This is a genomic window from Rhizobium sp. GW821-FHT14E12 (assembly GCF_058803745.1).
In genome coordinates, this window is the sequence record NZ_JBXAPH010000003.1 from 73217 (window position 1) to 88949 (window position 15733).

14 protein-coding genes are annotated in these 15733 nt (G+C 60.1%); 12 read left to right on the forward strand and 2 right to left on the reverse strand.

Annotation, left to right across the window (positions count from 1 at the left end; translation table 11 throughout):
• Positions 1-43 precede the first annotated feature (43 nt).
• The 5 genes from AC1RO0_RS13680 (at position 44) to rpsU (ending at position 5634) form a co-directional block, all read left to right on the forward strand.
• A complete protein-coding gene (locus tag AC1RO0_RS13680) occupies positions 44-2227 on the forward strand; it encodes a TonB-dependent siderophore receptor (protein ID WP_498594022.1) in 2184 nt (727 codons plus the stop codon).
• 114 nt (positions 2228-2341) lie between these two features.
• The gene (locus AC1RO0_RS13685) at positions 2342-3391 is read left to right on the forward strand and encodes a siderophore-interacting protein (RefSeq protein ID WP_498593436.1); all 1050 of its coding nucleotides are present in this window, start codon (positions 2342-2344) and stop codon (positions 3389-3391) included.
• Between the two features lie 305 nt (positions 3392-3696).
• Positions 3697-4002 (forward strand): hypothetical protein, encoded by a 306-nt coding sequence (locus AC1RO0_RS13690; RefSeq protein WP_498593437.1) that lies wholly within the window; start codon positions 3697-3699, stop codon positions 4000-4002.
• 111 nt (positions 4003-4113) lie between these two features.
• Positions 4114-5109 carry a TIM44-like domain-containing protein gene (locus AC1RO0_RS13695; protein ID WP_498593438.1) on the forward strand — a complete coding sequence of 332 codons (996 nt, stop codon included), beginning with the start codon at positions 4114-4116 and terminating at the stop codon, positions 5107-5109.
• A 279-nt stretch (positions 5110-5388) separates the two neighbouring features.
• A complete protein-coding gene (gene rpsU, locus AC1RO0_RS13700) occupies positions 5389-5634 on the forward strand; it encodes a 30S ribosomal protein S21 (RefSeq protein ID WP_498593439.1) in 246 nt (81 codons plus the stop codon).
• 199 nt (positions 5635-5833) lie between these two features.
• Here the strand turns inward: rpsU and AC1RO0_RS13705 are convergent, their stop codons facing one another.
• Both AC1RO0_RS13705 and AC1RO0_RS13710 read right to left on the reverse strand, forming a co-directional pair.
• Positions 5834-6499 (reverse strand): flavin reductase family protein, encoded by a 666-nt coding sequence (locus AC1RO0_RS13705; RefSeq protein ID WP_498593440.1) that lies wholly within the window; start codon positions 6497-6499, stop codon positions 5834-5836.
• A gap of 66 nt (positions 6500-6565) precedes the next feature.
• A complete protein-coding gene (locus AC1RO0_RS13710; RefSeq protein ID WP_498593441.1) occupies positions 6566-7252 on the reverse strand; it encodes a GntR family transcriptional regulator in 687 nt (228 codons plus the stop codon).
• A gap of 266 nt (positions 7253-7518) precedes the next feature.
• On the opposite strand from AC1RO0_RS13710, the gene AC1RO0_RS13715 reads away from it, so the two are divergent.
• The 7 genes from AC1RO0_RS13715 (at position 7519) to AC1RO0_RS13745 (ending at position 15730) form a co-directional block, all read left to right on the forward strand.
• Positions 7519-9075 (forward strand): ABC transporter substrate-binding protein, encoded by a 1557-nt coding sequence (locus AC1RO0_RS13715; RefSeq protein WP_498593442.1) that lies wholly within the window; start codon positions 7519-7521, stop codon positions 9073-9075.
• An 87-nt stretch (positions 9076-9162) separates the two neighbouring features.
• Positions 9163-10128 (forward strand): ABC transporter permease, encoded by a 966-nt coding sequence (locus AC1RO0_RS13720; RefSeq protein ID WP_498593443.1) that lies wholly within the window; start codon positions 9163-9165, stop codon positions 10126-10128.
• Between the two features lie 16 nt (positions 10129-10144).
• Positions 10145-11104: an ABC transporter permease gene (locus tag AC1RO0_RS13725; RefSeq protein ID WP_498593444.1), complete on the forward strand. Its 960-nt coding sequence runs from the start codon at positions 10145-10147 to the stop codon at positions 11102-11104.
• Between the two features lie 9 nt (positions 11105-11113).
• Positions 11114-12307 (forward strand): amidohydrolase family protein, encoded by a 1194-nt coding sequence (locus AC1RO0_RS13730; protein ID WP_498593445.1) that lies wholly within the window; start codon positions 11114-11116, stop codon positions 12305-12307.
• Complete coding sequence (locus AC1RO0_RS13735; RefSeq protein WP_498593446.1) at positions 12304-13782, forward strand: amidohydrolase family protein; 1479 nt, start codon at positions 12304-12306, stop codon at positions 13780-13782. The genes AC1RO0_RS13730 and AC1RO0_RS13735 overlap by 4 nt, the downstream gene beginning before the upstream one ends.
• The gene (locus tag AC1RO0_RS13740) at positions 13779-14768 is read left to right on the forward strand and encodes an ABC transporter ATP-binding protein (RefSeq protein WP_498593447.1); all 990 of its coding nucleotides are present in this window, start codon (positions 13779-13781) and stop codon (positions 14766-14768) included. Before AC1RO0_RS13735 ends, AC1RO0_RS13740 begins: the two co-directional genes overlap by 4 nt.
• Positions 14765-15730, forward strand: coding sequence for an ABC transporter ATP-binding protein (locus AC1RO0_RS13745; protein ID WP_498593448.1), 966 nt, complete (start codon positions 14765-14767; stop codon positions 15728-15730). The genes AC1RO0_RS13740 and AC1RO0_RS13745 overlap by 4 nt, the downstream gene beginning before the upstream one ends.
• Positions 15731-15733: the final 3 nt, after the last annotated feature.

The window sequence follows — 15733 nt, forward strand, 5'->3', positions numbered from 1 at the left end:
TTGGTCGAGCCGACAGGGCGCGAAGTTGGGACTGATGACGGACATGCAGGGATTGAGCAAAGACGTATCGATGTGGCGGCTGATGGCGGGCGTGGCCATCGCGACGATACTATCCAGCACGCAGCTTATGGCGCAGGAGAGCCCGACGGTGTTGCAGCCGCTGGTCATCCAGGGCGGCCAGAAAGACAGCGAAAAGAACGGCACCGCCCCGGTCAAGGGCTATGTCGCCACCAAGACGACAGCCGGTTCGAAAGCCGACACGCCGATCACCGAAGTGCCGCAATCGGTCTCCGTCATTGGCCGGCAGGAAATGCAGGATCGCGGCATCACCAACAAGGTCGACGAGGCGCTGCGTTACACGCCGGGGGTCACCACCCAGCCCTTCGGCAATGACGGCGATACCGACTGGTTTTATATTCGCGGCTTCGACGCGACACAGACCGGCGTTTTCATGAACGGCCTGACGCTCTATAGCTATGGCTTCGGCGGTTTCCAGATCGATCCCTTCATGCTTGAGCGCGTGGAAGTGTTGAAAGGTCCCTCCTCCGTGCTCTACGGCGGATCCAATCCGGGCGGCCTCGTCAACATGGTGCGCAAGGAGCCGACCGACGATCCCTCCTATTACACCGAGATCGGCATCAACAATCTCGGCAACGCCTTTGTCGGCTTCGACTTTTCCGACAAGCTCTCGGCCGACGGCGTCTATCGCTACCGCCTGACCGGCAAGATCGCCGGCGGCGATACCTATAGCGACGGCACCCACGACCTGCGCGGCTTCATCATGCCGCAGATCACCGTCTCTCCCGACGATTCCACCAAGCTCACCGTCTACGGCATGCTCAGCGGCCTCGACGAGATTCACACCGGCAACGGCTTCTTCCCCTATGTCGGCACCGTCGTCGACGCACCCTTCGGCAAGATCAAGCGCGATGCCTTCTATGGTGAGCGCAGTATCGACAATCTGAAATATGCCCAGCAGATGCTCGGCTACGAGTTTTCGCACGACTTCGATGGTGGCTGGACCGTGTCGCAGAACGCGCGTTACGGCCATCTCTACAAACGCGAGGAAGGCCCGTATCTGAACGGCTATGTGGACGGCAATCCGCTCGATCCATCCTATGACGACCCCAATTACATGCTCAACCGCATCGGCTTCTTCGAGCGTTCGAAGGTGGATACTTTCTCGGTCGACACCCGCGCCGAGAACAAGTTCGACACCGGGCCTATCAGCCATGATTTCCTGATCGGCACCGACTATTCGATCTACCGGCTCGACCAGATCCAGGCCTGCTGCGGCTCCAACCCGATCAGCGCCACCAACCCGGTTTACGGCACGGCGCAAGGGACGAACTTCGTCTACCTCAATCAGGTCATGACACAGCAGCAACTCGGCATCTATACGCAGGACCAGATGCGCTTCGGCGACGGCTGGCTGGTAACGCTCAACGGTCGTTACGACTTCGTCGATACCAATTCCGACTCCAAGGTCGGCACGAGCTACAAGTCGAACGAAAACGCGCCGAGCGGCAGGGCGGGTCTTGCCTATGAGTTCTCCAACGGCATCACGCCCTATATCAGCGCCGGGACCTTCTTCAATCCTTTGATCGGCACCAGCGTCACCGGCGGCGGCCTGACACCGGAAAAGGGTGAGCAATACGAAGCCGGCATCAAATACGAACCGGATTTCATCGACGGCCTGTTCACCGCATCGGTCTTCCAGATCGATCGCAAGAACATGGCGCTGACGGACCCCACCACCTTCCTGCAGCGTCAGATCGGCGAAGTCCGCTCGCGCGGCGTCGAATTCGAAGGCAAGGTCAATCTCGACGATAATTGGAAGCTGCTCGGCTCCTATTCCTACACGGATCTCGAAATCACCAAGGATCTCGATCAAACCGTCGTCGGCAATTCGCCCTACCTCGTGCCGAACTCCACCGCTTCGCTTTGGCTCGACTACGCCTTCACCAGCGACACGCTTGATGGTCTGAGCATCGGCGCCGGCGTGCGTTATCAGGGCAAGTCCTGGGCAGACGAAGACAATACCCTACGGGTGCCTTCCGCGACACTCTTCGACGCCGGCATCCGTTACGAGAAGAAGGGCTGGGGCGCTTCGCTCAACGTCGCCAACCTTTTCGACAAGACCTATGTCGCGGGTTGCGCCGGGGAAAATGTCTGCGGCTACGGCGAGGCGCGAACCATTACCTTCAAGCTCAGCAAGAAGTGGTAAGTGGACAATAAAAGTATACTTTAACTCCCAGCTATGGCAGAGAACCGAGGATCGCTCGACGGCGATCCTCGTCCTCGTTCCAAACGCAAAGGCGATGCAAAAGGAGGCTATCCAATGATGCATGCGAGAGATTTCACCGCCTCGGGCGTTGCCACCCATGCCGATGCCGGGCGCCTGCTCGATCAACTCTGCGAGTATTTGGCGGAGCATGTGACGGTGACGCGAAGTGCCGAAGGCGCGCGGCTGGAAACCGTCATCGGCAGTGCCGATATCGCCGTATCGTCAAACCGTCTCGACATCAAACTGCGCTGCCCGACCGCCGCCATGCTTTTTAGTGTCCGCAGCATGGTCGCCGAACGGCTCTTTGCATCATCCGGCGAGACGCTCGACCTCACCTGGGCCGACGGGCCGCAGGCTGCCACCATTCCCGATTTCCGCGAGATCACCGTTGTCTGTGCGAGCAACATCACTCCGCACATGCGCCGCGTAACCGTCGCAACCAAGGACGCCAAGCATTTCATGGACGGCGGCCTGCATGTGCGCCTGCTGATCCCACCGAAGGACCGCGTACCGGTCTGGCCGCATACGGAGCCGGACGGCCGCATTCATTGGCCAAGAGGCGAGGACGCGCTGACCATCCGTGCCTACACGATCCGCAACATCGATCTTGCGAACGGTGAGATGGATATCGATTTCGTGCTGCACGATGGCGACAATATTCCCGGCGCGTCATGGGCTTTGAATGCTCGCCCCGGCGACCGGGCGGGTCTCATCGGCCCAGGTGGCGGTGGCGTGCCCACTACCCGGAAGCTCATTCTCGCCGGCGACGAGACCGCCCTGCCCGCCATTGCCCGCATTGCAGCCACAGTGCCTGCGGAAACCGAACTGCGGATTTTCCTGGAAGTGGCGGACCGGCACGAGGAACAATCGCTGCCTTCGGCCGCATCGCTGGATGTCACCTGGCTTCATCGCAACCAGGCAGCCGCTGGAACCACCGGCGTGCTGGAACGTATCCTGCGCGATCTCGTACTCACGTCCGATCCCGAAACCTTCGTCTGGGTTGCCTGCGAACAGACCGAAGCCCGTGCCATCCGCAACTTCATGAAGACCGAGATGGCCGCCGACCGCTCCCGCTTCAGCGTCGCCGCCTATTGGCAGCGGTGAGCGCCTGAGAGGAAGAGGATAGAGATCCTATTGCCGCGCTGCTCAAAGCGATTTGACGCGACGGTGAAGTACATGGTTTTGCCGCCAGTCGTATCGATACGGCTAATGCCGGTTGGGCCAAAGCCTTCGCGCTCCCCAAATGCACGACCGCGCGAATTAGCTTCGATGACCGCGAGGTACAGCCGCGTTGCTCATCGAGAGCGTCTATCTAGACAATCAATAGAAATGGGTTGTGCAAAGTTTGAGTTGACCACTTTCAATGGCGAGGCGACAGTCGCAACCGGTAGCAAGCTGGAGGAAAAGCGATGGACGAGGCAGACCGTTGGCGCCATATGGCAAGTGCACCGAAAGACGGCAGTCGGATTCTGGTCACGATCCGACAATCTGAGCAGGGGCCGGCGGAAGTTGACCTCGCATATTGGTCGAATGGCGATCAGTTTGCGGGAGAAGGGTGGCGTGCGTCCGATTCCTCCCCCGGGCAGATCATCGAATATGCCGAACCGGAATTGAAATGTTGGATGCCGATGCCCTCGGCTAACCTCCGTCGCGCCTCGATGCCTCCGCCATGGGAAGGCGACGATGACAAGAACCTTGACGGGTCAGGCATTTAAGAACTCGCGCCTGCCTCGCCCAAAAGGAAGTTCTCCCGCGAACTTACAATCGCAAGATTGCATTCCTATATAGGCTGGAAATCGCTTTTCTGCCCAAGGACAGGAGAACCAATGTTCCGCGCAATTCCACGTTTCGCTCAGGTCGCAGCCATCGTCGCCCTCGCCGCCGCCACATCCGTTGTGAGCTTTGACGATGCAGATGCCCGTCGCGCCGGCTCCAGCGGGTTTGGCAGCCGTGGAACGCGAACCTTCGACACACCGGCCGTCACGCGGACGGCCCCAACGCAGGCCGCGCCGATCGAACGGACGATGACGCCGCAGCAGCAGACCGCAACGCCGTCAGTGGCCGGTGCAGCCGCTGCGCAGCCGCGTCGCGGCCTTTTCGGCGGCTTCGGAGGCTCTATGATCGGCGGATTGATCGCCGGCGGCCTTCTCGGCATGCTGATCGGCCATGGCTTTGGCGGCGGTTTCGGCTTCCTCGGCCTGCTGCTGCAAGCCGCGCTGATCTTCTTTGCCATCCGCTTCGCCATGCGGTTTTTCGCAAACCGCCAACGGCCTCAATATGCACCTTCCGGAGCGAATGCGTCGTTTAATATGAACGCATCCAAGCCCTCCTCCTTCCCCATCCCGCCGATCGGCGGCGGGCTAAGCGGTAGCGCGCAGAAAAAGCCAGTTCAGGCCAATGACGAGATCGGGTTGCAGCAAGGTGATCTCGACCGCTTCGAAAAGCTTCTGACCGAGGTCCAGTCAGCCTATGGTTCCGAGGATTACGCCACGCTGCGCCTGCTCACTACGCCGGAGGCGATGTCCTATCTTGCAGAGGAGCTTGGCGAGAACGCCACCAAGGGCGTCCGCAACAGCGTCACCGACGTTCGTCTGCTGCAGGGCGACATTGCCGAATCCTGGCGCGAGGACAGTGCCGAATACGCCACCCTGGCGATGCGCTATTCGAGCGTCGACGCACTGCTCGACCGCAAGACGGGCCGGCTTGTCGACGGCGACGATCGCAATGCCTCGGAAACCACCGAGATATGGACCTTCGTGCGCAAGCCCGGTTCGGACTGGATCCTTTCCGCTATCCAGGGAACGGAAGTTCACCACGCTTGAAGCTGCCTTCGGGCTGGTTGATATATATCCGCACTGAATGCCGGGATACGCACTCCCGGCATTTATTTGCCTTGCGAACAGAAGGAAAGCTGGCACTGTAACGTTAACCGCGCGTCGGTGACCACGCTATTCCATTGCATCAACGAGCTCTCCCCGCAAAAATCGCTCCCTTATGCTCTCAAATCACTGCGAAAGGGGCGAAGTGTCGTTGCCAAACCCTCCGCTCTGAGCGTATGGATCTCTCCGAACAAATGAACATGGTTATATTAGGGGAAAAGCTTGCAAGTCCTTGTTAGAGACAACAATGTCGATCAGGCGCTACGCTTTCTGAAGAAGAAGTTGCAGCAAGAGGGTGTTTTCCGGGAAATGCGGCTTCGCGAGTCCTATGAAAAGCCTTCCGAAAAGCGCGCTCGCGAGAAGGCCGAGGGGATCCGCCGTACGCGGAAGCTCGCGCAAAAGAAACTGAACCGCGAGCTCGGCATCAGTACCGCGAAAAAGCCCAAGCCGGCTTCTCGCGCCAAATAGCCATCACCTGCTCGCCATCAAAAGCGCTCAATTTCGAATTTACCTCGAAGCGGATGAGCCATGAGGACCGACAGTGTTTCGCTCCTCGTGGCTCAATCTGGCGCCTTCCGGATGAAATGAGCCGGTCGGCCCGCAGTTAAGCAGGCCGGCCGAGATTGGCGTCGCCAAGCCTTAGACCGGCAGGGCGAAGAGCGCTTCCTCAACTGATCCCCGCAGTCCACTCATCCAGCGACATCGTCGGCAGATCGAACGTTTCGTCCGTTCTGACATAGCCGTGGCCGCCCATTCGTCCGAGGGCGTTCAGGCCTTTCGGGTCGATATGCAGACGCTCGTTGACGAGGTTCGACTTGATGTGCAGTGCCAGCACCTCGCCGATAACGATCTCTCGCGAGCCGCCAACCTGCAAGGTCACATGGCGACGGCACTCGAAAGCCGCCGGCGCCTCCGCGATATAGGGGGAGCGAACATGGCTGCCCGGCAAAGCCGTAAGCCCTGCGCGTTCCAGCTCGTCAACACCGGCAGGAAACGGAACGGCCGTCACATTCATGGCATCCAGGTTTTCGGCTCCAACGATGTTCACGGTGAACTCGCCGGTATGGCGAATATTGTGCCCGGTATCCTTGAAGCTCAGATCGCCGTGATTTTCGACGCCAATCGCCAGGATCGGCGGATCGGCAGACAGGACGCCAAAAAAGCTGAACGGCGCAGCATTGACGCGATTTTCAGCATCGACCGTGGTCACCCAGGCGATAGGACGCGGCACGACCGTGCCGATCAGCAATTTGTAACACTCACGCGGCGTTAGCGAACCAAAATCAAACCGCGTAAAATCAGCTGCACTGGGCGTGCTCTTGGGCACCGTCATTGTCATATTTTCCTTGTCGTCTCTGGCATGGCTCATTTTTCCAACGATGCCGAGATGTCTTTGTCGTTAGTCGGGAACAGCCAGGTAGCGGCTCAATATCTCCCCGACATCGGGCGCATCATCCTCATCGACACGCGCGCGGTCTTCGACGGCGTGGAGATGGTGATCCATGATTTCCGTCGCGCGCTCGCGATCGAGCTGCTTCAGGGCCTCAATAAGCTGGATGTGCTCGTCGATGCCGCATTCGGCGGAATGGGGTCGGCCAAACCGGGCAAGAATGAGTGAGGAGCGGGACACGACGCGGCTGATGAAATCGATCAACAGCTTCGAATCGGTCAGTTCGGCCAGCAGAATGTGAAACTCTCCAGCCAGCCGGATTGACCGCGGCGAGGACGACCGCAGCGCGCGCTCCTCTTCGCGGACATGCGATATCAGCGCATCGATCCCGTCTTTCGGCATACGCGTGCAGAGCCGCTCGATAACCTCACGCTCCAGGCAACGGCGTAGCGCGAAGACCTCATGCGCCTCCTCCAGTGTCGGCATGGCGACCGAGGCACCGCGGTTGGGCTTGATCTCGACCAGACCGTCGGAAACCAGGCGCACAAGCGCATTGCGAGCGCTCGTACGGCTGACGCCGAAGGTGTCGCCGATGGAATCCTCCGGCAACTTAACCCCAGGCTTCAGTGCCTGCTCAAGGATCGCCCGTCTCAGGGAAGCGTAAATGGCATCACTACGCGTCTGGTTCGTGGACATAGAGGTCTCCATCCCGTGGTTTGGCGGCGCTTTTCATTGCGCTTCTATATGCACAATTTTTGTCTGCCATAAACGGATAAAAATCGCATGCAAATTTATGTTGATATTGCATACGATCTAGAATACGAATTTTGATACGTTCTGCAAGAAAATTAAGATTTTCGTTTGAATACCGCCGCCGACTTTGGCGCAATCATGCCATTTTCGTCAGGAGATCGCGGATTTAGAGCAAAAATTGCATACAATATAAAGATCGGGGGAACAATATGATCAGAATTGGAAGACTACTTCTCGCCGGGGCCTTATTGCTTGGCCTGGCCATGCCCGCCGGTGCTGAGACATTTCGCTGGGGCGCATCGCGCGATCTGGGTTCGCTTGATCCCGATTCCTATGGCGACAGTTTTACGCTCGGAGTGCTCAATCACGTATACGAAGGCTTGGTACGCTACGATCGCAACCTGAAGATCGAGCCTGCACTAGCAACATCCTGGGAAGTCGTTTCGCCGACGACCTGGCGCTTCAAGCTGCGCGAAGGCGTCAAATTTCACAACGGCGCCGATTTTACGGCGGAAGACGTGCAGGCGTCGCTGGTGCGGGCCAGCGATCCGAAGTCACCGCTCAAGGGCAACATTCCTGCTTACAAGGGATCGCGGGTCATCGACGCCCATACGATCGAAATCGATGTCACGCCGAACTACCCCCTCCTTCTCAACGATCTGACAACGATTTACATCTTCGATGCCGGCTGGCTGAAGGACAACAATACCGAGGCCCCGACCGACGTCGGATCGGGCGTCGAAGGCTACGCGACCTATCATGCCAACGGCACTGGTCCCTTCAAAATCGAGAGCCGACAGCCCGACGCCAAGACCGTTTTCGTCAAATTCGATGGCTGGTGGGACAAACCGCAGCACAATATCGACCGGATCGAGTTCACACCGATTGCCTCCGACGCGACACGCGTGGCGGCGCTGTTGGCCGGCGATATCGACTTCACGGACAAGGCGCCCGTTCAGGATATCCCCCGCCTGCAGGCTTCGCCGAACGTCAAGCTTCTCGAGGGCACCGACCTGCGCACAGTCATGATCGGCTTCAGCCAGCGCGACACGCTCCTTTCCGGTGCTCCCAACCCAATGAAAGACGTACGCGTTCGTCAAGCGATGCAGCTCGCGATCGACCTTGACCTCATCAAGAAGAAGGTCATGCGTGGAAAGTCCCGCAACGCCGGCACGCTCGTCGCACCGCAGATCCCGGGCTACGACGCCGCGCTCGATACGCCGGTGCAGGCCGACTTGGAAAAGGCAAAGGCTCTCCTGAAGGAGGCCGGCGCTTCAGATTTCGCCTTCGACTTCAACTGCACCGACACGCTCGTCAACGAAGAGCAGATCTGCCAGGCCGTGGCTTCCATGTGGTCGCGTATCGGGCTGAAGCCGAAGCTTGACCAGGGACCCCGCGCCGTCCAGACGCCAAAGCGCTCGAATGGGCAGGTCGATGTCTATACGCTCGGCTGGGCGACCCTCCCTATGCTCGACACCTATAGCCTCACCTCGCAGGTCCTGCACACGAAGGGCGGCACATATGGCATCTTCAACTGGGGCGGCTGGTCGGACAGCGAATTCGACAGACTGACGGAAGCCTCGGCAGTCGAACTCGATCAGACCAAGCGCCTGGCACTCGAAGCGGCATCCCTCAAGGTTGCCAAGGAGCATGTGCTGATGATCCCGTTGCACCAGCAGCCTTTGACCTGGGCGACGGCGAACAAGGTCGCGGATCTACCGCTCTTTGCCGACAACCTTCCCCGTCTATGGCTCGTGAAGAAGTGACGACGCGATTGGGCTCGCCGCACCTCATGGCGGCGGGCCTCCCTCACGGAAAATCGGGCTAGATCGAAACCAGGGACGTAAAGCGCAATGATCGCCTTCCTCGTAAAGCGCATCGGCAATGCGATCCTCGTGATGTTAACCGTCACCTTCATCGCTTTCATGATTTTCCGTTTCGTCGGCGATCCCGTCGAAATGATGATGAACGAAAGTGCCACGCAGGCCGAACATGACGAACTGCGCACCAGGCTCGGCTTGAACGATGGCTTCCTGACGCAATATGCCCGCTTCGTCGTCAAGGCGGCCCAGGGCGAATTCGGGCTTTCCTATCGAAACCAGCAGGATGTCATCAAGCTGATCGGCGAGCGGTTTCCAGCGACATTCGAGCTTGTGCTCATCGCCACGATCATCTCGCTCGTCGCCGGCATTCCGCTTGGTGTCTTCACCGCCATCGGACGTGGAAGATGGTGGGCGGAAGGACTTCAATTCACCTCCGTGATCGGAATTTCCCTGCCGAGCTTTCTTGTCGGCATTCTCTTGATCCTGGTGTTTTCCGTGTCGCTTGGATGGTTACCCGGCTATGGGCGCGGCGATATCGTCCAGATCGGCTGGTGGTCCACGGGTCTGCTCACCTCTTCCGGGCGCGCGGCGCTGGTGCTGCCGGCACTCTCGTTATCGCTCTTTCAGATCACGCTTGTCATGCGGCTTGTTCGCGCCGAAATGCTGGAAACCCTGCGTTCGGACTTCATCAAGTTCGCCCGCGCCCGCGGCGTTCGGCGCCGGTCGCTATGGTTTCGTCATGCGCTGAAAAACTGTCTGATGCCGGTCATCACTTTGACGGCAATGCAGATTGGCAATCTCATCGCCTTTGCCCTGGTCACCGAGACCGTGTTCCAGTGGCCGGGCATGGGCATGCTGTTCATGCAGGCAGTCACCTTCGTCGATATCCCTGTGATGGCCGCCTATCTCTGCATCGTGGCCTTCATCTTTGTCGTCCTGAACACCTTCGTCGATGTCGCCTATGCCGTCGTCGATCCGCGTCTGCGCAAAGCCTGAGCGAGAGGAGCACCCCATGAGCGGCATCGAAACGGCCAATCCGACGAAACCTGTGCCCCGGCGCCCCTCCCTCCGCCGCCGCATCGCCGATACGGATCTGTGGTGGAGCTTCAGGAAGCATCCCTCCGCCATCGTCGCCACCATTGTCCTGGTTCTGTTGCTGGCATCGGCATTTCTGGCGCCATGGATCGCACCGCAGAATCCGTATGATCTGGCGTCTCTCGATCTCATGAACGCCCAGTTGCCGCCGATCTGGAACGCGGATGGCCAGTGGCCCTACCTGTTGGGCACGGATCTTCAAGGCCGCGATGTGCTTTCGGCCATCCTCTACGGATCTCGTGCTTCGATCGTGATCGGCGCAGCTTCTGTCGCCGTCTCCCTGGCGGTCGGGGCCACGCTCGGCCTTATCGCCGGCTATTATGGAAAGTGGGCCGACGGTTTGCTGATGCGGGCGGGCGACGTCCTTCTTTCGATGCCGACGATGCTGATCGCCATCCTGGTGTCGGCAATGGCGCGTCAGATGCTGCCGCCCGGACTGCGCGACGCCGGCGCATCGTCGGTGATCGTGTTTGCCATCTCGCTTTCTGCCTGGGTGCAATATGCTCGCACCGTGCGCGCCCTGACGATGGTCGAACGCAACAAGGAGTATGTGCAGGCGGCCCGGTTGATCCGCGTGCCGGCACGGCGGATCATGCTGAGGCATATCCTCCCGAATACGACGACGCCGCTGCTGGTGACCGCAACGCTCAATTTCGGCTTCGGGATTCTCATCGAGGCGACGCTTTCCTTCCTTGGTGTCGGCATGCCCGTCGAGCAGCCATCGCTCGGCACCTTGATCCGCATCGGCAACGAATACCTGTTTTCGGGACTATGGTGGATCGTCCTTTTCCCGGCCATTCAGCTCTGCCTGCTGGTTGTCTCGATCAATATCCTGGGGGATTGGCTGCGCGATGCACTCAACCCCAAACTGCGCTGAGGACGTCACATGAACAAGCTTCTCATCACCAACACGCGCCCCATGGGCAAGGACGTCGCCGATATCTTGATCGTGGACGGTCGTATTGCCGCTGTCGGCCGGAACGTCGCCGCCGAGGGGGCAACGGTCGAGGATGCCGGCGGTCGCATCACCATTCCCGGCCTCGTCGATGCCCATACCCATCTCGACAAGTCGCTGCTCGGCTATCCCTGGTATGTCAACGAAGTCGGGCCACGGCTCATCGACAAGATCGACAACGAGCGCCAGGTCAAACGTGATCTCGGGCTGGATGCCCATATCCAGTCCATGCGTCAGTCGCTGCAATCCGTCGGCTACGGCACCACTCTGATCCGGACCCATGTCGATATCGACACCGACCAGGGCCTCATTGCGCTCGAAGGCGTCATGGAGACCCGCAGGCAGCTTGCCGGCATTGTCGAAATAGAGATCGTTGCGTTTCCCCAGTCAGGGCTTATGCGCCGGCAAGGCACGGCTGAGCTCCTGGATCGGGCGATGGCAATGGGTGCGGATCTTGTCGGCGGCCTTGACCCTTGCGGCATGGACAAGGACCCCAAGGGCCATCTCGACGCGATCTTCGCCATCGCGGAAAGGCATGGCAAGAGCATCGACATTCATCTGCACGAGTCCGGCGAACTGGGCGCTTTTTCCATGGAGATGATTTTCGAACGCGTCCGCGCGCTCGGGCTGCAGGGCAAGGTCGCCGTCAGCCACGCCTTTTGCCTCGGCCACCCAGATTGGAACATGACGCAGGCGCTAATCGACACATGCGCCGAACTCGGCATCCCGATCCTGACAACGGCACCGCCATCCCGAGAGACACCCTCCCTGAAGCGGCTTCTGGCGGCAGGTGTCCGCTTTGGCGCCGGCGTCGACGGCTTCCGCGACACCTGGGGTCCCTATGGCAACGGCGACATGCTTGAGCGCGCGATGCTTCTCGGCATGAAAAACAATCTGCGCCGCGATGACGAACTCCCGCTGGCCTTGCATGTCTGCACAACCGGCGGCGCCGTTGTGATGGAGAGGACCGGCCATGAAATCGCCCAGGGCGGACGGGGTGACATCGTGCTGGTCGAAGGGGAAACGCTTGCCGAGGCAATCGTCACCCATGCGCCGCGAAAGCTGGTCGTCACCGCCGGAAACGTCGTCGCCCGTGATGGCAAAAGCCTGCGAGAACGCCCATGAACTGGTCAGATCTTCCGCTTGGGCACCGTCCGGAAGGACGTTGGGCGCTGGCAGCGCGATTTGTCATTGCGGATACCCCGGACGGGCGGCGGCTGATCGAGAACGGCGAAGTCGTCATCGAGCGGGATCGTGTCATCTGGGTCGGACACCGCTTCGCCGGTGAGCTTGCGGCCAGATATGACATGGGGGAGGCCCTCATCGGCCCCGGCTTCGTGGATCTGGACGCGCTTTCCGACCTCGATACCACCGTGCTTACCATGGACAACCAGCCGGGCTGGAAGAAAGGGCGAGTCTGGCCCGCCGACTATGCGGCGCAATCCCGCGAGATGTACACAGCCGAAGAACTGGCGTTCCAGAAACGCTATGCCTTTGCGCAGCTTTTGCTGAACGGGATCACGTCCGCGCTGCCGATTGCATCGCTTTTCTACCGAGCCTGGGGAGAGACCGTTGCCGAATTCGAAGCCGCCGCCCAGGCAGCCGACGATCTCGGGCTGCGCGTCTGGCTGGGGCCGGCCTATCGCAGCGGCGGGGTGATCCTCGACGAGGCCGGCACCATGCAGACGGTCTTCGATGAAGCCAGAGGCCTGGCGGAACTGGCTGAAGCCACAAACTTTGCCCGCCGCATCCACGGCCATGCGGATGGTCTGATCTCGGGTATGTTTGCACCCGACAGGGTCGAGACGTGTACGGAAAGCTTGCTCAGGCAGACATTCGCGCGAGCGGACGACCTAGACTTGCCGGTACGGCTGCATATGGCCCAGGGCGAAATGGAACTCCAGACCGTGCGAAGACTGCACGGCGTCACGGCACCCCGCTGGCTCGCCGATCTCGGATTGCTCTCCCCTCGCCTGATCGCGCCGCACGCAACGGTCGCGACGGATGAGGATCTCGCCCTCTACGCCGAAAGTGGCGTAACGGTCGCGCACTGTCCGCTGGTGTCGGCACGTCATGGATCGGCACTCAAATCCTATTCCCGCCTCAAGGCGATGGGCATCCGTATCGGCATGGGCACCGACACCGCGCCGCCGGACATGGTCTTGAACCTTGCCGTCGGCCTGATGGCCAATCGCATCACCGAGGGCAAAGGTGATGCTGCATCCGCATCCGAATTCTATGACTCGGCAACAATTGCCGGCGCCGATGCGCTGAAGCGCCCCGATCTCGGGCGAATTGCACCCGGCGCAAAGGCCGATATCGCCGTTTTCGACATGAGCGACGTCATGATCGCGCCCCGCATCGATCCGGTTCAGACGCTGATCTATGGGGCGACCGGCCGCGTCACCAAGGCAACGATCGTCGACGGGCGTATCTCGATGCGCGACGGCGCCGTTGCCGGAATCGATCTGGCGGCCGCCCGCGCCAGAGCGCAGGCGCAATTCGACAGCCTAGTCTCCCTCTATCCGGAGCGGACCTATCGACACCCGCCGGTCAATTCGATCTTCCCACCAAGCTACCCAGACCTGGAGCAACAATGACCCAAACGGTCCATGAACCAGCACTTGTGGTATCCGGCCTCTCGGTCGAATTTCCGACCCGTCGGGGAACACTTGCTGCTTTGTCCGATGTCTCGCTGACGATCGCTCCGGGAGAAATTCTGGGTGTCGTCGGCGAATCCGGTGCGGGAAAGTCGATGACAGGGATGGCCGTGCTGGGCCTGCTGGAACCGCCGGGTCGTGTCATCGCCGGCGAAATCAGCATTGCCGGTCAGCGCACCGATTGCCTGAACGAGAGGCAGATGGAGAAAGTTCGAGGACGAAAGGTTGGAGCTATCTTCCAGGACCCGCTGACGTCGCTCAACCCTCTCTTTTCTGTCGGACAGCAGCTTATCGAAACCGTTCGATTGCATTCCGACATCGATAAAGCCGCCGCTCGGCTTCGGGCTATCGAACTGCTGAAACATGTCGGCATTCCCGGCGCGGAAGAGCGGGTGGACCACTATCCGCATCAGTTTTCGGGCGGAATGCGCCAGCGCGTTGTCATCGCACTGGCTCTGGCGGGCAACCCTCGACTGATCATCGCCGACGAGCCGACAACGGCACTCGACGTTTCGATCCAGGCTCAGATCACAGCATTGCTGCGTCGCCTCTGCGTCGAGCAGGGGGTGGGGGTCATGTTGATTACCCACGATATGGGCGTCATTGCAGAGACCGCCGACCGCGTTGCTGTGATGTACGCCGGTCGCGTTGTTGAGATCGGCCCCGTGGCGGAAGTCCTCGCGCGTCCCAAGCATCCTTACACGCGTGGGCTCATGGCTTCGATCCCAGCGCTTGGCGCGCGGCTTGAGACACTTGCGCAGATCGATGGCGCCATGCCGCGCCTGAACGCCATGCCCTCCGGATGTGCGTTCAATCCGCGCTGTCGGGATGTCATGCCGCGCTGTCGCGTCGACCAACCATCCCTCACTGAGGCGGGCGAGCATGGTGCTGCCGCCTGCTGGCTGATCGAAGGAGGTGTCCAATGAGAGATATCGAAAACGCTCTCGAAGTCGACCAGCTGACCCGTGTCTTCGAGGTCTCGGCTCCATGGTTGAACCGGGTGATCGAGCGCAAGCCCAGACGATATCTGCAGGCCGTTCAAGACGTGACCTTCACCGTAAAAAAAGGCAAATGCCTCGCGCTTGTCGGAGAATCCGGTTGCGGCAAGTCGACGGTCGCGCGTCTGGTGACAGGACTGCATGAGCCCACGGAAGGCGCGATTGTCTTCGGCAGCTCCGCCAGCGGCAAGCCGATGGAAGCGCAGATGATCTTCCAGGATCCGCATGCAAGCCTCAATCCCCGATGGCGCGTGGGCGATATCATCGCCGAGCCGATCCGCGAGTTTAAACTGAGAACGTCGCCTGCCGAGATTACGGAAAGAGTATCGCAGCTGCTGCGCGTCGTCGGGCTGTCGCCCGATGATGCCAGGCGGTATCCACACGAGTTTTCGGGTGGCCAGCGACAGAGAATTTCAATCGCCCGCGCATTGGCCGGCGAGCCGGAATTCCTTGTCTGCGACGAACCCACCTCTGCGCTGGACGTTTCTGTCCAGGCGCAAATTCTCAATCTAATGCGCCGGCTTCAGGACGAACTCGGACTGACCTATCTTTTCATCAGCCACAACCTCGCCGTCGTGCGTCACATGGCCGACAGGATTGCCGTGATGTATCTCGGCCGTATTGTCGAGGAGGCGGAAACGGAGGCGCTCTTTGCCAATCCACAACATCCCTACACGCAGCTTCTGCTTCAGACTATACCCGATGTGTTGGCGCCGAACAGGGCACGCACGCTGATGGGGGGCGAGCCTCCCAGCCCCCTCAACCCACCGGCGGGGTGCACATTTCATCCGCGCTGTCCCATGGCGCAGGATATTTGCAAGACGGCTGCTCCAACGCCACGTCAACGCGTGGGTGGTGGAAAAGTCCTGTGTCATTTCGCGGGCGTATGAATC